Genomic DNA, 23178 nt, shown 5'->3' on the forward strand with positions numbered 1-23178 from the left:
GCTGATGAAAATTTAAAAGTAGGAGAAAGTGTACTCTGGGTATTCTTTTGGCTCGTCATAAAATTTGAATATTTATAAACTATTTTTTCGGTTTCTTAATTAAAAATTAGTTATTTTCCCTTTCATCTGGGAGCAGATAGCTGGTTATCAGAGTTGCAGAGAAAGCCTTCCGAGGCTTGTCAGAAATATACGTCGGATAGTTTTACTTGAAATATGATGCGGTGCTGGTATTCTGTTTTAGAAAAAATAGTGACAATAGTGTTAGCTTTAGTAAGATATGTCTGTAAAGATTATGAAATAACTTTGACTAGAGGCCGATTTAGTCATATATGTTTATAATGATAGACATTGCGGCAATTATAAATATCAGAATACTAAAATTTATTATATCAGAGTCTTAGACTATATATTTATGAAAGTTTTCGGACTCCAGCCAGTCTGTGTTGGAATTTTTCTTCTAATTTTCAGACTGGCTTTTTACGTTTTTATAAAACTCATCCAGCCATTTACAATAATGCTGAGAAATTGGACATGTGAAACAAAAATTATAATCTTCAATCGATGCTTTACTATATAAAACAGAAATATATTCATACATATATCTAAAAAATTGTTTATTCGTTAGTTTTTTCTTTTGCATCGATTTTTTGAAAATGATTTCTAATAGTTCTTCATTACCTGAATTCCATATAGAATTGACGACAGCTCTGATATTCTTTTCGACACAATTCCAACTTGTATTGTAAAATTTAGCAATATCAATATATAGAGATTTTGTAATTAAGTTTATCCTTTTTACATCATCCATAACTAATAACAAACCATATATTATGTAATCATATCCTGTACATGAATTGTTAGCACCCAGACAATCTAGAAGCCGACTGATAATCTGTCTATAATTCAATGACAATATCCTCCAATCCATTTATAATCTCCGCTAATTATATTAAAATGGAAAAATTTGGAAAACAATAGAATTAATTCGACTATTTTCAACCTTGAATATTTTGAGTAGTTTATGGAATATGACTTTGATGGTTCTAATGATTTTATTGACGCAGCCAGTTACTTCTGCTTATAATAGGAAAGAAGTGTTATAGAGAGTGTTTTAGACATAAAGTCAGTTAGATAAAACGAAAATAAGAGGTTAGCATGAAAAGAATATGTTTTGTAAATTATGATATGACAGTGACAGGAGGCGTTGAACAGGTGACAACTTCACTTGCCAATGCCTTCTGCAATGATTATGAAGTATATATATTTGCAATTTTTGGGAAAGATGGTAAAGTGCCCTATGAATGGGACGAACGGATACATTACCACGCCGAACTAAAATGGGATTGCAGGATACGCAAGAGAATCCAAAAATGTTTTAAACCATTTAAAAAGTATATAAAAGAGAATCAGATAGACCTTGTGTTTTTAATGGAGAATCATCCGGCTTTGACAGTATCTCCAGTCCGCTTTTTTACGAGGGCAAGGTATGTCTTTTGTGATCACGGAGCTTTGATAAATGAGCAGGAGAAAAAGGATATTACAGCTTTTCGATTCTGGGCTTCTCTGATTTCTCATAAGACGGTGACTTTGACAGAGCAAAACCGGCAGGATTATATACGAAGGTTTCATATGAATCCGAAGAAAGTGCAAAGTATCTATAACTGGATTGCACCGGAGATTTTGGAATGTCGTGGGGAATACGACCATACATCAAAGAAAATTATTACGGTAGGCAGATTCAGTGAGGAAAAAGGATATGATATGCTTGTGGAGGTTGCGAAAAGGGTGCTGACAGTACATCCGGACTGGGAATGGCATTTATATGGAACAGGTGATACTTTGGAAGAGATACGTGAAAGTATAGAGAAAAACCACTTGACTTCACAGGTGATTTTTAAGGGAAATGTGAAGCAGGTATACAGAAAATTTGGGGACTATGCATTTCTTGTCCTTCCTTCTTACAGGGAAGGGCTGCCGCTTGTACTTTTGGAGGCGAAAGCCTGCGGACTGCCGATGATAAGCTTTGATGTAATGACTGGACCGCGGGAGATTATAGAGGATGGGAAAGACGGCTATCTGATTGAACCGTATAATTTGGACAAGATGGCACAGCGGATCGAAGAACTTATGCTGGACGATGAAAAAAGAGCAGCATTCTCAGAGTATACAAAAGAGGGTATACAGCGATTTGAGAAGGAACAGATATACAGGCAATGGCAGGAGCTAATAGAGGAATTGACAAAGCATGCATAGGGTATGCAGACAGGACGGGAAAGAAAATGAAAGTATTACAAGTAGGGATGTCCTATAATCCCGGTGGAATCGAGAGCTTTGTGATGACATATTACAGGCAGATGAGAAAGATGGGGGTACAGTTCGATTTTATTAGTATGTTCCCACAACTTGCCTATGAAAAGGAGATTCTTTCTCTGGGAGGCAGGGTATTTCATACAACAGATGCCAGAAAGCACCCAATGGCATTTCAAAAGGAAATGATACAAATCTTAAAGAAGGAGCACTATGACGTAGTTCATGTAAACATGCTGTCGGCGGCGAATATTGTTCCTCTGCTGGCTGCAAAACAGAGCAATGTGCCCATAATAGCCGCACATTCTCACAATTCTTCTACCCCGGGATTACTGCGCAATATTCTTCACCGCGTAAATAAAAGTTTGATTCCCAGGACGGCGTCTGTCTATTTTGCATGCAGTGAAGTGGCGGGACATTGGCTTTTCTCGGAAAAGATTGTCAAGGGGAATGCGTTTCATTTGATTCACAATGCTTTGTGCATGGAAAAATTTTTATTTTCTGAATCTGTCAGGAAAGAAGTAAGAGCAGAACTACACCTAGACGGAAAATTTGTGGTAGGGCATGTGGGAAGGTTTGAGGAACAGAAGAATCATTTGTTTTTGATAGAGGTGTTTCAAAAGGTGGCAGAGGCGCGAAAGGACGCGGTGCTTCTACTGATCGGTGACGGAGAACTGCAGGAAAAGGCCAGACAAAAAGTAAAAGACTGTCATCTGGAAGAAAAAGTACGTTTTCTTGGAATCCGAAAGGATGTGGACAGACTCTGGAAAGCGATGGATGTATTCGTCTTCCCGTCATTATTTGAAGGTCTTCCAATCGTTGCTTTGGAGGCACAGGCATCTGGAATATACAGCGTTATGGCAGATACAATTACAAAGGAAGTAAAATTAACAGACCACGTAGAGTTTCTTTCTTTGGAAGCGACAAAGGAGAAATGGCGGGATTGTATTCTTGCGGCTGAAAAACATAAACAAAAGGAAGCATACAATTCTGCGATAAAGAGACAATTCTGTGAGGCAGGATATGACATCGAGAGCGCGGCGCAGACTTTGTTATCCTATTATGAAAGTGGAAAGAAGGAGAGGGAGAATGGCAGAAATTAGTGTGATCGTACCAGTGTATAAAGTAGAGCCGTATATTCATAAATGTGTGGATTCTATATTGGGACAGACATTTTCAGATATACAGGTCATCCTGGTGGATGATGGAAGCCCCGATCGGTGTGGAGACATCTGTGAGGAATATGCCAGAAAAGATACAAGAGTACAAGTAGTGCATAAGGAAAACGGCGGCTTGAGCGACGCACGAAATACAGGAATTCCCTATGCAGAAGCCAAATATGTGATTTTTTTGGACAGTGATGACTATATTGAAAGCGATATGCTGGAATATTTATATACAAATATAAAAGAAGCTAACGCTGATATGGCGACATGCGGCATTTATGAAGTCTATAAGGACAGAATAGAGGCGCAGAAAGAGAAAGACGATTTTGTATGCAGTGGTGAGGAAGCATTCCGCTGCATATTGCGGGGACATACGATACGCGGAGAGATATGGAATAAGCTGATAAGAAAAGAATGTATGGCAGATCTCCGGTTTCCGAAAGGCAGACTGTATGAAGATATTTATTATACTGTGGATTTAATGCAGAGAGTAAAGAAAGTAGCAGTCGGAACAAAGCCCAAATATTATTATCTTCACAGAGAGGACAGTATCACAGGCAGGGCATACAGACCGCAGCTTTTTGATATTATTGACGGGTATACAAAGAATTACCAGGTTGTAAAAAGGGCATTTCCAAGTCTGGAAAAGGAGGCACAGTGCCTGTGGATATGGTCCAGATTTATTGTATTAGATAAAATGCTTATGGAAGAAGGGTATAAAAAGCTGGAGGGATATAAAGAACTGAAGTACTTTATAAAAAGACATCTGTTTTTGATCATGAAAAATCCCTATTTCCAGAAGAAGCGGAAAGTATCAGCATTGATTTTATTTTTTAATATAGGCGTGTACCGAAGACTGGTATTTATCAGTGAAGAAAAGAAAAGGTGAAAAATGAAAAAGCATGCGTATCTAATCAAAGCACATCATCAGTTCGGATTGCTTGAAAAGCTGCTGATACTGCTGGATGATGAAAGAAATGATATATATATCCATATAGGAAAGAATGTTATATATGACAAGAGAAAGCTAGAAAGCTGTACTGTACGATCCCATATTTATTTTGTGCCCCCTGTAAAGGAGACATGGGGTGGATACAGCCAGATTAAAAGTGAGCTGTCCCTTTTTAAAGCTGCTGAAAAAGGGGAGTATGTATATTATCATTTATTGAGTGGTGCTGATCTGCCGTTGAAAACACAGGATCAGATACATTCATTTTTTAAGCAGAATGAGGGAAAGGAATTTTTGTATTTCTGTCCGTCTGACTTTTGGAAAGAATCTGCATATAAATATGAACAATATCGCTTTTTGCAGGAAAAAATCGGCAGAGAGAACAGAGGTATACTATATCAGGCAGAGAGAGTCTCTTTATTCTTACAGAGAAAACTGGGAATCTGCCGGAATTATGGGAACATATGCTGTTGTCTTGGAGCAAACTGGATGAGTATAACACATGGATTGTTAAAGTACATTTTAAAAAATGAAAGGCTCATTTATAAAATGTTTCATGCAACACTCTGTTGTGATGAGTTTTTTGTACAGACGCTAGTGTGGAATTCTCCTTTCAGAAAAAATGTGTTTTCTTTGAAGGATGATTATTTTGCCTGTTTACGCCTGATTGACTGGAAACGGGGACAGCCATATGTCTGGAGAAAAGAAGATTTTCAAGAACTGATAGATGCACCACATTTGTTTGCACGAAAATTTGATGAGACTATCGATAGCGATATCGTTGATATGGTGTTTGAGACAATACAGAAAAAGCAGGAAAAGGAAAGGAAAACGCATGAGAAGTAAACTGGCTTTTAAAAATATGACTGCGAATCTGCTGTTGCAGGTTATCGTATTTTTGTCGGGGATTATACTGCCCAGATTTATTCTGGAAGCCTATGGTTCCAGTGTCAATGGAATGATTACCTCTGTAAATCAGTTTCTCACCTATCTGGGATTGGCGGAAGCAGGAGTAGGGACAGCGACAGTTGTAGCATTGTATAATCCGCTGGCTTTAAAAAGGACGGATGAAGTAAATTCTATCCTTTCCGCATCACGCCGGTTCTATAACCGTTCCGGCATGTTGTTTTTGGGTCTGGTACTTGTTCTTGTATATGTATATCCTTTTTTAATATCACAGCAGTTAGATAACGGACTAGTCAGAGGAATGATCCTTGTATTGGCGGGAAGTACGCTTGTAGACTATTTTTTCCTGGGAAAGTACAGAGTATTACTCACAGCAAATCAGGAAGGGTATGTGGTGGCGCTGATACAGTCGGCTGGTACTGTCGTAAACATGGTGGTCTCTATCCTTCTGATTTATATGGGGTCTAGTGTTCTGGTTGTAAAAGCAGTTGCAACAGGTGTGTATATGCTTCGTCTGTTTTTGGTAAAGGCATATGCAAAACGTAGGTACCCCCAGCTTGATTTCCATGCGGAGCCGAAGGAAAATGCACTGAAGCAGAAGAATGCGGCACTTTTGCATCAGGTAGTGAGTATCATTGTAAATAATACGGATACCGCCATACTGACAGTCTGCCTTGGCAGTAGATCGCTTCTTGAGGTCAGCGTCTATGGAACCTATATGTTGGTGGTAAACGCGGTAAACCAGTTGATGACTTCCTTTTCTAACGGGCTGACTGCCGGATTCGGGGAAGTGATTGCCAAAGGGGAAGATGAGGTATTAAAGAAAAGCTATTCCAGCTATGAATATATGTATATGGTGATTTTATTTATAGTAATTGCATGTATGGGAGTGTTGATTCTTCCTTTTATTAAGGTATACACGATAAATTTAAAAGATGTAGAGTATGTTCGTCCGGTACTGGGCGCTTTATTTACGCTCATTGTACTGATGCAGAATGTCAGAATTCCAGGGCTTACGATCATCTGTGCTGCAGGGCATTATAAAGAGACGAGACGACAGGCAATACTTGAGGCAATCATTCACCTTGTTGTATCTTTGTCTTTTGTCTGGAAATTCGGAATGGCAGGGGTACTGGCAGGGGCAGTGTGCTCATACGGATACCGGTCATGTGATATTGTGCTATATAACAATAAGTATCTGATAAAAGGCTCCGGGAAAATGTCATTTATCCGCATTTTCAGAAACGGGGTTGCGGTAGGGGTGTTGATATGCCTGGGTATCTTCATTATTCCGCAGGAAATGACCTCCTTTATTTCCTGGTTTTTCTATGCGGCAGGGATGGGAAGCGCAGCTGTAGTCATAATTGTGGCTGTAAACTATCTGGCGGAACCACAGGAATTTAAAGAGTTACTGGTGCGGGTAAAAGGAATACTAGGGAAGAGGTAAAAGAGGGGATAAGGTTATGAGGAAGATAAAGACAGTGACTGAAAATATTTATATGCAGCTGCTCATAATCACAGCCGCGGTTATCTGGACATTGCAGCTGCAGACATCGAATATTTTCGCAGTTATACTTTTGGTGGGAGTATATTTCTTTTTACAGACAAAGGTATATGAGCACGATAGGCTAGAAAGACGAATTGTTTCTATATTGTCTATTGGATTTTCTGTTTTATGGGTTGCAGGAAATTATGAAGCATATCAGATGAACTGCGTAGGAAAGATATTACAGTATATAATATCAGTATGTGGACTGTATATGCTGATAAATAAGATTTTAGGGCTGCTTTTTCATAAGCTGCTGGCGATTGAACTGTATGAGGAAAGAAAATTAAAAATAAGACCTTGGGTATTTGCAGCCGCTGTTTTTGGCGTTTGTATTCTATGCTGGATTCCTTATTTCCTTGCCTATTATCCGGGAATTATAACAGATGATGCAGAGTGGCAGCTGGCGCAGGCAATAGGATTACGGTCTTACAGCAATCACCAGCCGTGGATACACACAATGCTCCACAGACTGTTTTATTTTTTAGGTTTTTCTCTGTTTCATACGCCTAATGCAGGGGTTGCAGCCTGTGTTATAGCGCAGATGTGCGTGATGGCAGGCAGCTATGCTTATCTTTTAATGACATTTTACAAAGAAAAGCTGCATAAATATTTTATTTTTGGTTGTCTGTTATTTTTTGCGGTTATTCCTTTTAATGCAGTCTATGCAGTGACTTTATGGAAGGATGTGCTGCTTGGCGCTGTAGTGCTTTTGTTTTCTCTTTCTATATGGAAAATAATTAGAAAAAGTGAAGCTGGAAAAGGAGCAGGTGATTATGTTTTATTTGGTATAACGGGAGTTTTACTTTGTATATTAAGAAGTAACGGATATTATGCATATTTATTGTGTATACCGTTTTTTATTCTATTTTTTAAAAGAAAGCGTAAAATTATAATTCCGATATGTATAACAACAGTAATGCTTACTGTATTTTATAAAGGACCTGTTTTAGAATACTACGAAGTAGAGCCCCCAGATAGAATTGAATCATTGTCTGTTCCAGCACAGCATATTGCCAGAGTCATAGCAGACGGAGGGGAACTTACACGGGAGCAGTATGAGCTTTTGGAAAGGGCAGTAGATGTCAGCCAGATAAAAGAGGTATATTTTCCTACGATTTCGGATCCTATAAAAACGTTAGTCAGAGAAACCGGAGATCAAGAATATATAGAAAAGCATAAATGGGACTACTTTAAATTATGGCTGGAGCTTGGCGTCAGACATCCTTCTACCTATCTTAAGGCACAAATTGACCAGACAAAAGGATATTGGTATCCAGATGTACAATACTGGGTGACAACTACTATGCTAAAGGAAAATGACTGGGGAATGTTCCGCGATTCAAAACTTCCGGATAGTGTTGTGAAGGGTATGGAATTTTGGGAAAACATATATATAGATATTCCTGTTTTGGGACTTCTATGGAGTATTGGATTTTATACATGGATGTTGTTTGTACTGGCAGGAGTTTCTATCAAGAAGGGAAAGTCAATTCTACCGTTTCTGCCAGTGCTGACAATTCTTATATCCTTGTTTATTGCAACTCCGGTGCAGGCGGAGTTTCGTTATAGTTATGCAATGATAACGACGATGCCATTGTTTGTAGTAATAGGATGTAGTAATTTACAGGAGAGAAAAAATGAGAAAAATAGCAGTGTTGATACCATGTTATAATGAAGGCATGACAATCGAGAAGGTGATAAAAGATTTTAAAGAAGCTCTTCCAGAGGCAACTATCTATGTATATGACAATAATTCTTCAGATCATACAGATGAAATAGCAAAAAAAACAGGGGCAGTTGTGAGATATGAATACCGTCAGGGCAAGGGAAATGTGATTCGCAGTATGTTTCGGGATATTGAAGCAGACTGTTATATTATGGCGGACGGGGATGACACATATCCGGCGGAACATGCAAAAGACATGGCAAAACTGGTACTGGATAAAGGCGTAGATATGGTAATTGGAGACAGATTATCTTCTACTTATTTTACAGAGAATAAAAGGCCGTTTCATAATATGGGTAACAAAATGGTGCGTTTTTTTATCAATAAACTGTTTGGCAATGAAGTTAGGGACATTATGACTGGATACAGAGCGTTCAGCAGAAGGTTCGTAAAATCATTTCCGGTTTTGTCAAAAGGATTTGAGATAGAGACAGAGATGACAATTCATGCTGTAGATAAAAATTTCCTGTTAGAAGAAATACCAGTTTTGTATAGAGACAGACCGGATGGGAGTGAATCAAAATTGAATACGTTTTCAGACGGAATAAAGGTGTTATCTACGATAGCCACATTATTCAGAGAATACAGGCCATTTTCATTTTTTTCCTGTGTTGCAGTAGTTTTGTGGCTGCTCGCAGCAGTTCTGTTTATTCCAGTATTAATAGAGTTTCTGCATACCGGTTTGGTGCTGCGGTTTCCGACATTGATTGTATCTGGGATTATCGCGGTAATGGGGATGCTTTTATGGGTATGCGGTATTATTCTTACAGTGATCGTAAAAAAACATCGTCAGCTATATGAGATTCTGTTAAATCAGATGGAGAGAACAGATGAATAAATTGATGGCACAGATTTTAAAATTTGGCGTAGTCGGTGGAAGTGCGTTTTTAATAGATTATGGGTTCATGATTGCCTTGACGGAGTTTTTGGGAATCCATTATTTAGTATCTAGTGGGATTTCTTTTGCCGTATCGGTTATATATAATTATATGTTAAGTGTAAAATGGGTATTTGATGTTGATAAGTCCAATGATAAAAAGAAAGAATTTTTGTGGTTTGTAGTTCTAAGCCTTATCGGACTGGGATTGAATCAGATATTGATGTGGGCTTTCGTAGATGGGCTGTGTGTTTTTTATATGTTAGCTAAAATTATTGTTACGGCGATTGTTATGATATATAATTTTGTGACAAGAAAACTTTTTCTAGAAAAGAAATAAAAAGGATACCGGCTTATAAAAAGATATTTTTTTCAGTAAGCCGGTATCATATTATAAGGCTTTAGCGTGCTTTTGGTATATAAGTGCCCAGAATAAAAGTGGAGCTGTATATGTTTATATCCGGCGTAAAGTTTTGCTGGACTTTTTTCAATTTTCGGAGAATTCAGGAATTTCTCAATAAATAGTTGAATCTTTTTATCCTTTGTTGTACTATGATAAACAGGTAAAAAATAGAGTATAAACAGTAAGAAAAATACAAATAAAATTTACAAAGCGAGGAATTCTATGTCAAAAAATGTAAGAAGGCGTGGCAGAAAGCTTGCGCGTAAGAAACGTGGGAACTGGTTCACAAGGATGCGGACATGGCAGAAAGTTCTAGTATGTTTTGTTGGGGTTTTTGTCTGCCTGCTGGCAACAGCGGCAACGTATGTTGCGGCAAAATGGAGCAAAGTAGATACGCAGGAAATTAAAGCAGAAGATTTGATTATCAACAAAGAAGTACAGGAAAATATTGACCTGGGAGAAGGATATACAAATGTTGCGCTATTTGGGGTAGATTCCAGGGACGGCAACTTGGGAGAAGGAAACCGTACGGACTGTATTATCGTAGCCAGTTTAAATAATGAGACAAAAGAAATCAAGATGGCATCTATATACAGAGACACACTCTTGGATTTGTCAGAGGGGACCTACCAGAAATGTAATGCGGCATATAGTTACGGCGGGCCTACGATGGCAGTAAATATGCTGAACATGAACCTGGATTTGGACATACAGGATTATGTAACTGTGGATTTTGGGGCAATCGCAGATGCGATTGATTTATTAGGCGGTTTGGAGATGGATGTTACGGATGAAGAGGCCTATTATATCAGTGAGTATCTGCAGGAAACGGCTGATTCAGCCGGGAAGGAAGCACATTTCCTGGACTATGGCGGACATATGGTTTTAGACGGAGCGCAGGCGACTACATATGCAAGAATCCGTTCGACAGCGGGCGGTGATTTTACCCGTACAGAACGGCAGCGTCTTGTAATTGAAAAAATTGTAGAAAAGGCAACACAGACAGATTTGGGAACACTCAATAAAATTATTGATGAAGTATTTCCGCAGATTTCTACCAGCTTTACACTGCCAGAGATTTTAAATTATGCGAAGGCATATAAGGACTATAAATTAGTTGGAAATACAGGATTCCCAATGGATTTGACGACAGATACACTGTCAGAACTGGGAAGTGTCGTCATTCCACAGGATTTGGCAAGCAACGTATCAAAGCTGCATGAATTTTTGTTTGGCACTACAGGATACACCCCGTCGTCGACGGTCAATACACTGAGCGCGAACATTGCTTATACGGTAAGTACGGCAGGAAGCTCTGGTACTTCGAGTACGGAAACAAATGCATCAGAAGCGGGGCAGACGTATTCAGAAGAAGGCAATTCATATGGCGGTTCTCAGGATTATACAGAACAGGAGATACCAGAAACAACCGAGCCTGTTATCCCGGAAACTCCACCTGTAGATGATGGATCGCAGGGGACAGGCGGTACAGGAGATACAGGCGGCGCAGGAAATGCAGGCAGCGGCGGTGAGATTCCGGGCAGTGGCACGGATACAGGAGGCAGTGTGGAAGGACAATAGGCAATAGAAGTAGTTGAAAGAAAGACCAGACAGGACTTTGAAAAGGACTGCCTGGTCTTTGTGTCAGCTAAGACAGATACTGTGATGAAAAATAGAATCAACTGGAAAAGGTTGTTTTTTTTTGTCAAATAGGTTATAATTCACATACAAATATCGTGGGGAAATTTGTAAAGTACAAACGGGAAGTGTAAATAAAAGAATAATAGGGGTGATGAAATGAAAAAAAGAATTTCTATCGCATTGCTGTGTTTTTCAGTAGCACTTAGCAATGCTCTTTTAAGTCTGCCTGTTAAGGCGGCGGATTCTATGCAGGAAGCAGAGCCGTACAGTGAGACGGATTTTGAAGCATATCTGACAGAGCAGGGATTTCCAGAAAGCTACAAAACAGAGTTAAGAAAATTGCATGACAGCTATCCGAACTGGATTTTTGAGGCGCAGCATACAGGGCTTGAATGGACAGAAGCAGTCAGTGCAGAGGGCATTATCGGTAAAAATCTGGTGCCGGGCTCCAGTATTACTTCTTGGAAGTCGACAGACGAGAAGGTGTATAATTGGGAAACCGGAGAATGGACAGAACTGGATACAGGCGGATGGGTTGCGGCGTCCCCTGCGATTATAGAATATTACATGGATCCGAGAAATTTTCTGGATGAAACATATATTTTTCAGTTTTTAAAGCAGAGTTACAATCCACAGACAGAGACGAAGGAAGGAATTGAAAATATGGCTGTGGGGACTTTTCTGGCAGGAACCTATGAGGAAGACCAGACGCAGTTATATTCGGATGCTTTGATACAGGCGGCGCAGGCTTCGGGGGTCAACCCATATGTTCTGGCTTCTATGATCATTATGGAGCAGGGAAGAGATGGAAGCGGTGCATCTATTTCCGGGAAGGTAAAAGGATACGAAGGATACTATAATTATTTTAATATCGGAGCATATAAGACAGAGAGCATGTCTGCTGTAGAAAGAGGTTTATGGTTTGCAAAGGGAAGTGGACAGGATGCAGTATCATATAACCGTCCATGGAATACAAGAACAAAATCCATTATAGGCGGGGCAGAGCATTATGGAGAAAACTATGTGAATCAAGGCCAGGATACCTTGTATCTAAAGAAATTTAATGTACAGGGAGACAATTTGTACAATCACCAGTATATGACAAATGTTGCAGGCAGTGCTTCAGAGGGGAGTATTATGTCAGAGGCATACACAGATGCTCTCCGAACGGGAAATCTGACGTTTAAGATTCCAGTATATGAAAATATGCCTGAGGAAGTATGTCAGAAGCCAACTGGAAATGAAACACCAGTCAGAGAGGAAGAGCAGACCAAGCCAGATACAGACCAAACGCCGGAAAGTGGAGGAGAGGGTACGAATACAGAAGGAACTGGCAGTGTAGATTCTGGAAGTACAGAGGAAAATAATTCCAATACGGGAAACAATGGAAATGAAAACATCAATGGAAACATTGAACTGACCGGAGGCGAAGCAAAGGTTGGAGATACGGTGACTGTGAAAGCGGAAGTAAGCAGTGAAAAGGCGGCTATCAGCAGCTACTCTATAAGCCTTATCTACGATCCGCAGAGCTTAGAGTTTATACCGGACGATTCTCAAAGAGGAGGCGTTGGTGCAGCAAATCTGGAGGGAGCTTTAGAACAGGCGGAAAGTACAGTTGAGTTGGAGGCTGTATTTAAAGTATTAAAGGCAGGAGAACATAAAATAGACATATCAGAAGCACGAGTGCTGACAGCGGACGAAGTATTGTTGACGATGAGCAGCCAGGCTGCAACTGTGAAAGGAATACAGGATGCGGAGGTCTCTGGAGATGAAACTGAGGGAAGCCTGGATACTTCTGGTGGCTCAGGAACAGTGCCTCCTCAGAACGGGGCGGGGCATACGTCAGATACTTCAAAGAAACCGGAAAGCTCTGCTTCGGGAACGCCAGAGCAGCCGAATACATCTGCGTCTGGTGCATTAGAACAATCAGATGCATCTGGTACAGATATATCAGAGAAAGGAAACGAAGCGGCAAATGCTGGAAATACAAGAAAGGATTCAGCAGAAAAGCGGGAAGACACAGGAATACAGAATAAAAACAGCAGCGTACAATATGAGGAAGCAGAGGCGCCTGTTACGAAAGATTCGAATGTCAGCGGCATACTTGGAATAATAGGAGCCGTCAGCGCGGGAAGTGCAGTGCTGATTATTATAGCTGTGATAGCTATAAATGCTGTATCGGTAAGAAAAAAACGGGAAGAGGATTCCATTGACTAAAGCTGAATACTTATGGACATTTTTATTTAAAGAGTGTATGATATAAAAGAGTTGGTATATACATACCTGGAGATAATGAAAGAGATTAAACACAAAAGAGAGGAATTCTACATGAAAGCAATGAAGAAAATGGCTGCTGTTTTATTATCTGTATGTCTTGCCCTTCCGGTAATGTCTCTGACAGTATTTGCGGCAGATGGTACGCTGATGTTTTCCGATCCTGAGACAAAAGTAGGGGAAAACGTAAGTGTGGACTTAGTGATACAGACAGGAGGCGCAGCGATTGGAGACGCAGATGTAACAATGAGTTATGACGCGGCGTTTTTGGAATTTGTCAGCGGAACAGGAGTGCAGGCGGATGGTTCTGGAAAGCTTACATTTTCAGGTGGCGGTACAGGAAGTGAGACAGAGTTGCGCACGACGATAGAATTCAGGGCGTTAAAAGCAGGTGATACGACCATCAATGTGGATGGATGTACGGCCTATTTATATTCAGATGAAAGCTTGAACCTGTCACAGGGCTCCTCCGCAGTGAAAATCAACGCGGCAGATGACGGCAGTACATCAATAGAAGCTTCATCTACAGCAGGTACTGCAGCGGCTACAGATGTAAAGGTGACTGTAGACGGAGTCGAGTATAGCTTTTCAGAGGCATTTACTTCTACAGACATTCCGGAGGGATACACGGAGACGACTTTGACATTTAATGGAGCAGAGAGAAAATTTGTCACCAGTGAAGGGGGAGTGTATCTCGGGTACTTGGTTGACAGTACAGGAATAGGAAGCTTTTTCCTTTATAATGAAGAGAATGCAACATTTGCGCCGTATGTAGAGATGGAGATATCGGATACAACTTCGATTATTCTGTTGAATGATCCAGACGCGGTTTCGCTTCCGGATTCTTATCAGGAAACAGATTTAACTGTTTTAGATCAGACGTTCCCTACCTGGAACGATGCGGCGGGAAATGAAAGATATTATATCATCTATGCATTGAATACAAGGACGGGAGCCAAGGGGCTGTACCAGTATGATATGGAGGATGGTACATATCAGAACTTCGAAGCACCGGAAGTAGTAGAAGAAAAGACAGATGCTTCTTTTCTTGGAAAAGTAAAGAATTTTGTTGCAGAACATTTGCTGATCGCCATGATTGCAGGCGCTGTACTGGTGCTGTTTCTTCTGATATTGGTAATTGTCCTGGCTATCAAGGTAATCCACCGGAATCAGGAGTTAGATGATTTATATGAGGAATATGATATTCCGCTGGAGGAGGAATCGCAGGAAAAGCTTCCGGAAAAAGCGAAATCCAGAAAACAGTTTGTCGGTTATGAGGATGAAGAATACGATGACGATTATGAGGAAGAATATGACGATTATGATGAAGAGTACGATGAGGAATATGAAGAAGCCGACGAGGAAGCCGATTATGAGGATGAAGAAGACATTTATGACGATTATGAGGAAGAAGTAAAACCTGCTGGCAGAAGCAGAGCAAAGGGCACTGTAAAAACCGGAAGAAGGAATAAAGCTTCTTCTGGTAAGGATGAGGACTATGATATAGATTTCATAGATTTGTAAAAGAATCTTAATATTTATAAAAGGCAAAGTAGTTTAAGCTATAGAACAGAGTTGAAACTGCTTTGCTTTTTTATTGTATAGGAAACTTCATTCCCCATACAATAAACCCTCCGGGCGGGATGCGCACGCCGCAATAAGGAAATTTTACCGCTTTGCGGTATTGCGGCGGCGCGCAAAGTGTACAAGCCCCTCAAGAGTGGGGGGCAGGGTAGTTGAACTGGGCTTGTCCACTTTGTTCATTTACAATTTTTAAAAAATTTGTTACAATATGTCTCATAGCGGAAAATTATATATGCGAAGGGAGCAAATATTTATGTGTGGCATCGTTGGATACATTGGAGACAGACAGGCAGCGCCTATACTGTTAGATGGATTGTCAAAATTAGAATACAGGGGATATGATTCAGCAGGGATCGCAGTGTTTGACGGAAGCAGCATCAATATGACAAAAGCAAAGGGCAGACTGAAGGTATTAGAGGAACTGACACACGACGGGGAAACACTGCCCGGTAAAATGGGAATCGGTCATACAAGATGGGCAACTCATGGAGAACCCTCCAATACAAATGCTCATCCGCATTTGAATAAGACGGAAAGTATTGCAGTAGTACACAATGGAATTATAGAGAATTATCTGAAGTTGAAGAAAAAACTAATCAACAAAGGGTACGAATTTGTATCCGATACAGATACGGAAGTAATTGCCCATCTGTTAGATTATTACTATGATGGTAATCCTTTGCGTGCAATTACAAAGGTAATGCACCGGATGGAAGGTTCCTATGCGCTTGGAATTATCTTTAAAGATTTTCCGGATGAACTGTATGCCGTACGAAAGGATAGTCCATTGATAGTTGGACATACGAAGGACGGATGTATTATTGCGTCCGATGTTCCGGCGGTGCTGAAATACACACGGGATGTTTACTTCATTGAAAATGAAGAGATCGTACGCATGGAAAAAGATGCAATGGAGTTTTTCAACGTAGACGAAGAACAGATTGAGAAAGAGTCCACCCATATTGAATGGGATGTGGATGCTGCCGAGAAAGGCGGATACGAGCATTTCATGTTAAAAGAAATGTATGAACAGCCAAAGGCAATTACAGATACTTTTTCCCCTCGGCTCAAAGGCAGTGAAATCGTGATTGATGAGCTGAATATGACAGATGAAGAGATTCAGGCAATCAGGAAAATTATGATTGTTGCATGTGGTTCCGCGTACCATGCAGGGGTGACTGGGAAATATGTATTTGAAGGAATGGCGCGGATTCCTGTAGAGGTAGATTTGGCCTCTGAATTTAGGTACAGGGATCCGATTATGGAAGAGGGAACACTGGTGATTGTTATCAGCCAGTCAGGAGAAACGGCAGATTCTCTTGCGGCGCTTCGAGAGTCAAAAGAAAGAGGGGCAAAGGTTCTTGGAATTGTGAATGTTGTGGGAAGCTCTATTGCCAGAGAAGCGGATAATGTAATGTATACGTGGGCAGGACCGGAGATTGCCGTTGCAACTACAAAAGCATACTCCAGTCAGTTGATTGCGCTGTACCTTCTGGCAATTAAATTTGGTAAAGTAAAGGGTGTTGTGTCTAAAGAGCAGGTGTATAGCTATATCGAAGACTTGAAACGACTTCCGGAGCAAGTAGAAATGCTTCTGAATAACAAAGTGAAAATACAGAAATTTGCAAATCGTTATCTTGCGGCGCATGAGGTATTTTTTATTGGGCGCGGAATTGATTACGCAATTTCTATGGAGGGGTCTCTTAAATTAAAAGAAATTTCCTATATTCATTCAGAGGCATATGCGGCAGGGGAGTTAAAGCATGGAACGATTTCACTGATTGAGGAGGGAACGCTGGTGGCGGCTGTTCTGACGCAGAAGGAGCTGTACAAAAAAATGATTAGCAATATGGTGGAGGTAAGTACCCGCGGAGCGTTTGTACTGGCAGTGACAAATGAGGGAAACGACGAAGTAGAACGTGCAGCAGACTATGTGATTTATATCCCAGAGACAAATAAGTTTTTTGCAAATTCTCTTGCAATTATACCGCTTCAGTTGTTCTCCTATTATATTTCAGTAGGAAGAGGATGCGATGTAGATAAGCCAAGAAATCTGGCAAAATCAGTAACAGTAGAATAAAGAAGTATAATTTCTGATAGGAAATGAAGAATGAGAATGCCGTAAAACGGCGTTCTCATTCTTGGCTTTTTCAGAGTTTGTTAAAGAATTAAACACAGATTTGACACAAAAGGCGGTTATGATAGGAGCATAAAATAGAAGAAGGAAGGAATTGTTATGGAAAATCAATATAGTTATTATAATCCGCAGGGACAGCCAGGAAATCAGCAGTCCGGCGATAATAAAAAGAAAAAAAAGAAAATGCCAAAAGCAGTCGCAGTAACAGGCCTGGCGCTTTTATTTGGGCTTGTTTCCAGCGCCACATTTATATCAGCCAATATTGTTGGAAATAAAATACTTGGCTGGAATCAGTCTTCTGATAAATCAGTGAGTACTTCTTCTGGACAGGTAAAAAATAATGCTTCTCTTACACAGACGTCCAGTGTTGTTACATCTGATGTATCAGAGATTGTGGAACAGGTGATGCCGTCTATTGTGTCTATTACAAATATGAGTGTACAGCAGGTACAGGATTTTTTTGGCGGGGTGTATGAGCAAAACAGTGAAAGTGCAGGGACTGGGATTATCATTGCACAAAATGATTCAGAACTTCTGATCGTCACAAACAATCATGTGGTAGCGGGCAGTGAAACTCTGACAGTTACATTTCGTGACAATTCTAGTGTAGAGGCGGACTTAAAAGGGACAGATGCCGCCCATGATTTAGCGGTAATTGCGGTTCCACTTAAATCTATATCAGATGATACGAAGGATGCAATATCTGTTGCGAAGCTAGGAGATTCTACAAAATTAAAAGCTGGGGAACCGGCTATCGCAATTGGAAATGCATTGGGATATGGACAGTCTGTTACGACCGGTGTCATCAGTGCGACGGATCGCTCCAGTGCACAGGCAAATGGACAGACAGAAGCGGCATCAGATAGCGATGTAAGCTTAATTCAGACAGATGCAGCTATCAATCCAGGAAACAGTGGTGGAGCGCTTGTCAATGCAAGCGGAGAGGTAATTGGAATCAATTCTTCGAAATTAGTAGGAGAGACAGTGGAGGGGGTTGGATATGCCATTCCAATCAGTGATGTCTCAGACATTATTACAGATCTGATGAACCAGGAAACGAAAACAAAGGTAGATGAAGATGATCAGGGAGCAATCGGTATTAAAGGATTTGATGTAACGTCAGAATATGCACAGCAGTTTAATATGCCGATTGGTGTTTACGTATCAGAGGTGACAAAAGGCGGCGGAGCAGCCGATGCAGGGTTGACAAAAGGAAGTATTATTACAGGAATTAATGGAACGACAGTCACCAGTATGGAGAACTTGAAAAATGAACTGCAATATTACGAACAGGGAGAAAAAGTGACGTTGACTGTTGAAATACCGGAAAATAACGGAGAATATACAGAAGAAGAAATGGATGTAATATTAGGGAAAAAATAGGGTAGTTTTATAAACCCAAAAGAGCTGTGACATTTTTAATGCCACAGCTCTTTTTAAAGATCGGGGTGACAGGATTCGAACCTGCGACCTCACGGCCCCCAGCCGTGCGCTCTAACCAAACTGAGCCACACCCCGGTGCCTTATATATTATATACAACTTTTACGCAAAAGTAAAGCGGAACCTTTTTTTCTTTTTTTCCATACTATATACTGTAAAGCTTTTAGGAAAGGAGCAATCGCAAATGGCGAATTGTCAAAACAATATGCGCTATGGACGTCAGACTTCCATGTATAACCCGTATGTGCAGAATCAGAATAACGGATGCCGCCCTGTGCCAGAACCAGTAAACCGCAGTGTTCAAAACAGCCGCGCTTCTTCAATCTGTCCGGAGTATTCCCAGGCCCCGGTGGATACAATGCCTCTTGCTATGGCGTATGTTCCCTGGCAGAAATGGCAGAATATTTATGAACCTTGTAAGGGCCTTAGCCAGGGGACGATTTTTCAAGATCTTGATAAACTATTCTATGGAAAAGGGGGATGCAACCGATGAACAAACAGCCAGGCAAAAAAGAACGGCTTAACTATATTAATCAGGTCAGCTTTGTGGTAGATGATGTAAAACTGTACCTGGATACCCACCCATGCGATAAGGAAGCACTTTCTTATTTTCAGGAATACAGCCGTCTGCGAAACCAGGCACTTAAAGAATATGCTTCATACTATGGACCATTAACAGTGGATACAGCCGATTCCTCCTGTTCTGACAGATGGAACTGGGTAAATGATCCTTGGCCATGGCAGGAAGGAGGATGTTAATATGTGGAATTATGAGAAAAGATTACAGTATCCTATAAAAATCACGCAGACCAATCCCAAAATTGCTCAGATTATTATTTCTCAGTTTGGAGGGCCAGATGGAGAATTAGCCGCCTCTATGCGCTATTTGTCTCAGCGTTATACGATGCCGTACAAAGAAGTTACTGGAATACTTACAGATATTGGAACAGAAGAGCTTGCTCATATGGAAATGATATGTGCGATTGTCTATCAGCTTACAAAAGATTTAACCCCAGAAGAAATCGAAAAGTCCGGCTTTGGAACGTACTATGTAGATCATACCCTTGCCCTGTGGCCCCAAGCAGCAAGTGGGGCACCGTGGACGGCCACCTATTTCCAGTCGAAGGGAGATCCGATTACTGACTTGCACGAAGATATGGCTGCAGAACAAAAAGCACGCACAACCTATGACAATATACTAAGATTAGTAAAGGATCCAGAAATATGTGAACCGATCCGTTTCCTGCGTGAACGTGAAATTGTACACTATCAGCGGTTCGGAGAAAGTCTTCGTATCGTCCAGGAGAAATTGGACAGTAAAAACTTCTATGCTATCAATCCTGAATTTGATACACATCAGGATTGCGGATGCAGATAACACCATTTACAATAAATATGAAATTGCCGCCTCCTATAGTCAGGAAGCGGCAATTGTCATAAAAGCGCTTCAGTTTCCATTTCTTTTATCAGAATAACCGACTAGAAAATCTGTTGTTACTCCAAACATTTCTGCCAACATTATCAATATGTCAAACCCGCATTCACGTTTTCCCTTTTCGTAGTTACCGATTGCCTGTCTGGTTACTCCAATACATTTTGCCAGCATATTCTGGGAAATTCCGTATTCTAGTCTTAGCATTTTGAGCCTCTCCGCGAATTTATTCTGCATGACTGCACCTCTTCTCTATTATACCATGAGTGTACTTTGGACAAACAGTATAATTCGCACATTTTAGCTTCTGTAGCTGCGAAGCTCCAGCCGCTGTTTCAATTCTTTTGCTACACGTTCTGTATAAGTGCAGTAAATTTTTTCATTAAAATATAGGAGACGCTTTTTCGTATCGATTTTGCAGATTAAATCTAGATTTGCCAGTGTGGAGGCTCTTGTCTTAAAAAACTTTTCTGATAGTTTTTTCTGCAGCGGCTTTATGTCGGCTCTGAGTTTTCCTTCTCCATTTTTAGTGATGACTTCGCAGTAATGAGTAGATTTGATTGTCTGAATATAATAGATGTCTTCAATTTCCACTTTCATCCACATCCCGTCTTCATCCAAAATATAGATATGTGTTTTCTTTTCCGTAGCTGTTTCCTCCCTCGGTTGTCATTTTACGAGAAACACCACATAAACTTAATATAAGATACTACATTTTTGTACGCTAAGGTAGACTTTTTCATCTTTTGTCGAAATTTGTCATATTTTACCTATTTTGTTGTCTGCTGTTCAACTAATTTTGATTCCTTGTTGTTTTTGGGAATAAAAGAGGCTATAATAATTAAGATTATAAGGAAAAATATGTTGTGTTGGCTAGATTAGAAGGAGACGAATAAGATGTGTGGATTTGCAGGATTTGTCGGAGAAGTAGAAAATAGAGAGCAAGTGCTGGTAAATATGATGAATACGATTATTCACAGAGGACCAGACAGTGAAGGGAGATATGTAGATGAGGATGCAGCTTTAGGCTTTCGCAGGCTCAGCATTATTGATTTGTCTGCTGTGGGAGATCAACCATTATATAATGAAGAAAAGAGTATGGTTCTGGTATTTAATGGAGAAATATACAATTATCAGGAATTGAGAGAAGAACTCATAGAGGAAGGGCATGTGTTTGTGTCAAATACAGATTCTGAAACATTGGTGCATGGCTATGAACAGTGGGGAGAACAGCTGGTAAACAAGCTGCGGGGAATGTATGCGTTTATCATATGGGATAGAAAGAATAAAAAATTGTTTGCAGCAAGAGACATTTTTGGAATTAAACCGTTGTACTATGCACAGATGAATGGTTCCCTTCTGTTTGGGTCAGAAATTAAGTCATTTCTGGAGCATCCGAAATTTGACAAAGTATTTAATGAAGAAGTGCTCGGCAACTACCTGTCCTTTCAGTTTGTTCCTACGAATGAGACGTTTTTCAAAGGTGTTTTCTCTCTTCAGCCGGGGCATTATTTTACGTATGAAAATGGGAAAATGGAGATTGTCAGATATTTCGAACCACACTTTACGGGTGACTGTCAGAAATCGTTTGAAGAAGTGGTGGATGAAGTCGAGAGAGTGATGAAAGAGTCTGTGGAAAAACATAAGATCAGCGATGTAGAGGTTGCTTCCTATCTCTCCAGCGGCGTAGATTCCAGTTATCTGACGTATCTTGGACAAGTAGATCGCACCTTTACAGTGGGATTTGACGAGGGCAAGTACAGTGAGATTCAGGACGCAAAAGATTTTGCGGCTAGTATTCAGATGAAAAATGATGCGAAAGTAATAAGTCCGGAAGAATATTGGGATAAACTGTCGGATATTCAGTATTACATGGATGAGCCTGTAGCAGATCCGGCTGCGGTTGCGCTGTATTTTTTAAGTGAGGAAGCATCGAAAAAGGTAAAGGTTGTACTCTCGGGGGAAGGCTCCGATGAATTGTTTGGCGGGTATAATATTTACTGTGAACCACTTGAACATACAGGATTCAATAAAATTCCTTTTGGAATCCGAAAGCTTCTCGGAAAATTTGCGGAATATTGTTTGCCGAGAGGAATGAAGGGACGCGGATTTCTGATACGACATGGCAAGACACTGGAAGAGAGGTACTTTGCGAATGCGACAAATATTTTTACAGAGAGAGAAGCGGACAAGATTTTGAAAAAGGGATGTAAGCCGGGCATTTGTAAAGTGACCAGGCCGTTGTATGACAGAGTCAAAGAAAAGGATGCGGTGACGAAAATGCAGTACGTAGATCTGCATCTTTGGCTGGTGCATGATATTCTGATGAAGGGGGATAAGATGGGCATGGCAAATTCCCTCGAAGTGAGGGTACCATTCCTGGATAAAAAGGTATTGGAGCTTGCACAGACTCTTCCACTTGCATACAAAGTAAGGGCGCCGAAAACGAAGGTAGCTTTAAGAGGAGCAGCAGAGAAAGTAATTCAGAGCAAGACGGCAGAGAAGAAAAAGCTTGGATTTCCAATTCCGATTCGTGTCTGGCTAAAAGAGGAGAGATATTATAACCGAGTAAAAGAGATGTTTACCTCGGAAGCGGCTAAGAAATTTTTTCATACAGATTTACTTGTAAAGATGCTGGATGACCACAAAAATGGAAAAAATCTAAATGAAAAAACGGATAACAGCAGAAAAATCTGGACGGTCTATATTTTTCTTGTTTGGTATGACAGATTTTTTGGACATGGCAAACCGGTACATCCAGCAATGCATGTCAGATAGTTAGGAGA

Annotated in this window: 20 protein-coding genes and 1 tRNA gene; 17 read left to right on the plus strand and 4 right to left on the minus strand. The window is 40.4% G+C overall.

What is annotated here, in order from left to right; all coding sequences use genetic code 11:
- Positions 1-457: 457 nt before the first annotated feature.
- Positions 458-907 (minus strand): sporulation initiation factor Spo0A C-terminal domain-containing protein, encoded by a 450-nt coding sequence (locus H8S37_RS01130; protein WP_207723862.1) that lies wholly within the window; start codon positions 905-907, stop codon positions 458-460.
- 248 nt (positions 908-1155) lie between these two features.
- Between H8S37_RS01130 and H8S37_RS01135 the strand changes: the two genes are divergently transcribed.
- From H8S37_RS01135 to H8S37_RS01195, 13 genes are all read left to right on the plus strand, one after another.
- Complete coding sequence (locus H8S37_RS01135) at positions 1156-2253, plus strand: glycosyltransferase family 4 protein (protein ID WP_186874223.1); 1098 nt, start codon at positions 1156-1158, stop codon at positions 2251-2253.
- A 26-nt stretch (positions 2254-2279) separates the two neighbouring features.
- The gene (locus H8S37_RS01140; protein WP_186874224.1) at positions 2280-3410 is read left to right on the plus strand and encodes a glycosyltransferase family 1 protein; all 1131 of its coding nucleotides are present in this window, start codon (positions 2280-2282) and stop codon (positions 3408-3410) included.
- Positions 3397-4362 carry a glycosyltransferase family 2 protein gene (locus H8S37_RS01145; protein ID WP_186874225.1) on the plus strand — a complete coding sequence of 322 codons (966 nt, stop codon included), beginning with the start codon at positions 3397-3399 and terminating at the stop codon, positions 4360-4362. The genes H8S37_RS01140 and H8S37_RS01145 overlap by 14 nt, the downstream gene beginning before the upstream one ends.
- Positions 4363-4365: 3 nt before the next feature.
- Entirely contained in the window at positions 4366-5268 is a 903-nt protein-coding gene (locus H8S37_RS01150) for a beta-1,6-N-acetylglucosaminyltransferase (RefSeq protein WP_186874226.1), read from the plus strand.
- The gene (locus H8S37_RS01155; RefSeq protein WP_186874227.1) at positions 5258-6775 is read left to right on the plus strand and encodes a lipopolysaccharide biosynthesis protein; all 1518 of its coding nucleotides are present in this window, start codon (positions 5258-5260) and stop codon (positions 6773-6775) included. The genes H8S37_RS01150 and H8S37_RS01155 overlap by 11 nt, the downstream gene beginning before the upstream one ends.
- A 16-nt stretch (positions 6776-6791) precedes the next feature.
- A complete protein-coding gene (locus tag H8S37_RS01160) occupies positions 6792-8549 on the plus strand; it encodes a DUF6020 family protein (protein ID WP_186874228.1) in 1758 nt (585 codons plus the stop codon).
- Positions 8515-9441 (plus strand): glycosyltransferase family 2 protein, encoded by a 927-nt coding sequence (locus H8S37_RS01165; protein ID WP_186874229.1) that lies wholly within the window; start codon positions 8515-8517, stop codon positions 9439-9441. Before H8S37_RS01160 ends, H8S37_RS01165 begins: the two co-directional genes overlap by 35 nt.
- Positions 9434-9820, plus strand: a complete 387-nt coding sequence (locus H8S37_RS01170) for a GtrA family protein (protein WP_186874230.1) — start codon at positions 9434-9436, stop codon at positions 9818-9820. Before H8S37_RS01165 ends, H8S37_RS01170 begins: the two co-directional genes overlap by 8 nt.
- Before the next feature lie 285 nt (positions 9821-10105).
- Entirely contained in the window at positions 10106-11464 is a 1359-nt protein-coding gene (locus H8S37_RS01175) for an LCP family protein (protein ID WP_186874231.1), read from the plus strand.
- A gap of 216 nt (positions 11465-11680) precedes the next feature.
- Positions 11681-13741, plus strand: a complete 2061-nt coding sequence (locus H8S37_RS01180) for a cohesin domain-containing protein (RefSeq protein ID WP_186874232.1) — start codon at positions 11681-11683, stop codon at positions 13739-13741.
- A 111-nt stretch (positions 13742-13852) separates the two neighbouring features.
- Entirely contained in the window at positions 13853-15322 is a 1470-nt protein-coding gene (locus H8S37_RS01185; RefSeq protein WP_186874233.1) for a cohesin domain-containing protein, read from the plus strand.
- 313 nt (positions 15323-15635) lie between these two features.
- The gene (glmS, locus tag H8S37_RS01190; protein WP_186874234.1) at positions 15636-17462 is read left to right on the plus strand and encodes a glutamine--fructose-6-phosphate transaminase (isomerizing); all 1827 of its coding nucleotides are present in this window, start codon (positions 15636-15638) and stop codon (positions 17460-17462) included.
- 156 nt (positions 17463-17618) lie between these two features.
- On the plus strand, positions 17619-18902 hold the full coding sequence (locus tag H8S37_RS01195; protein WP_186874235.1) for a S1C family serine protease: 1284 nt from the start codon (positions 17619-17621) through the stop codon (positions 18900-18902).
- A 60-nt stretch (positions 18903-18962) separates the two neighbouring features.
- Here the strand turns inward: H8S37_RS01195 and H8S37_RS01200 are convergent.
- A tRNA-Pro gene (locus H8S37_RS01200) sits at positions 18963-19037 on the minus strand.
- Positions 19038-19144: 107 nt separating this feature from the next.
- Between H8S37_RS01200 and H8S37_RS17465 the strand changes: the two genes are divergently transcribed.
- The 3 genes from H8S37_RS17465 to H8S37_RS01215 are packed head-to-tail and all read left to right on the plus strand — an operon-like array spanning position 19145 to position 20338.
- Positions 19145-19453: a spore coat associated protein CotJA gene (locus H8S37_RS17465; RefSeq protein ID WP_330604797.1), complete on the plus strand. Its 309-nt coding sequence runs from the start codon at positions 19145-19147 to the stop codon at positions 19451-19453.
- Positions 19450-19719, plus strand: a complete 270-nt coding sequence (locus H8S37_RS01210; protein WP_186874236.1) for a spore coat protein CotJB — start codon at positions 19450-19452, stop codon at positions 19717-19719. The genes H8S37_RS17465 and H8S37_RS01210 overlap by 4 nt, the downstream gene beginning before the upstream one ends.
- A 1-nt stretch (position 19720) precedes the next feature.
- On the plus strand, positions 19721-20338 hold the full coding sequence (locus H8S37_RS01215; RefSeq protein WP_186874237.1) for a manganese catalase family protein: 618 nt from the start codon (positions 19721-19723) through the stop codon (positions 20336-20338).
- A 69-nt stretch (positions 20339-20407) separates the two neighbouring features.
- Here the strand turns inward: H8S37_RS01215 and H8S37_RS01220 are convergent, their stop codons facing one another.
- Together H8S37_RS01220 and H8S37_RS01225 are read right to left on the minus strand one after the other, a co-directional pair.
- A complete protein-coding gene (locus H8S37_RS01220) occupies positions 20408-20629 on the minus strand; it encodes a helix-turn-helix transcriptional regulator (RefSeq protein WP_279287335.1) in 222 nt (73 codons plus the stop codon).
- A gap of 63 nt (positions 20630-20692) precedes the next feature.
- Entirely contained in the window at positions 20693-20998 is a 306-nt protein-coding gene (locus H8S37_RS01225) for a LytTR family transcriptional regulator DNA-binding domain-containing protein (protein WP_207723863.1), read from the minus strand.
- A 291-nt stretch (positions 20999-21289) separates the two neighbouring features.
- Between H8S37_RS01225 and asnB the strand changes: the two genes are divergently transcribed.
- On the plus strand, positions 21290-23170 hold the full coding sequence (gene asnB, locus H8S37_RS01230) for an asparagine synthase (glutamine-hydrolyzing) (RefSeq protein WP_186874239.1): 1881 nt from the start codon (positions 21290-21292) through the stop codon (positions 23168-23170).
- The last annotated feature ends 8 nt before the right edge of the window (positions 23171-23178 follow it).

The sequence above is a fragment of the Mediterraneibacter hominis genome (assembly GCF_014287475.1).
GTDB classification, from domain to species: Bacteria; Bacillota; Clostridia; order Lachnospirales; family Lachnospiraceae; genus Mediterraneibacter; species Mediterraneibacter hominis.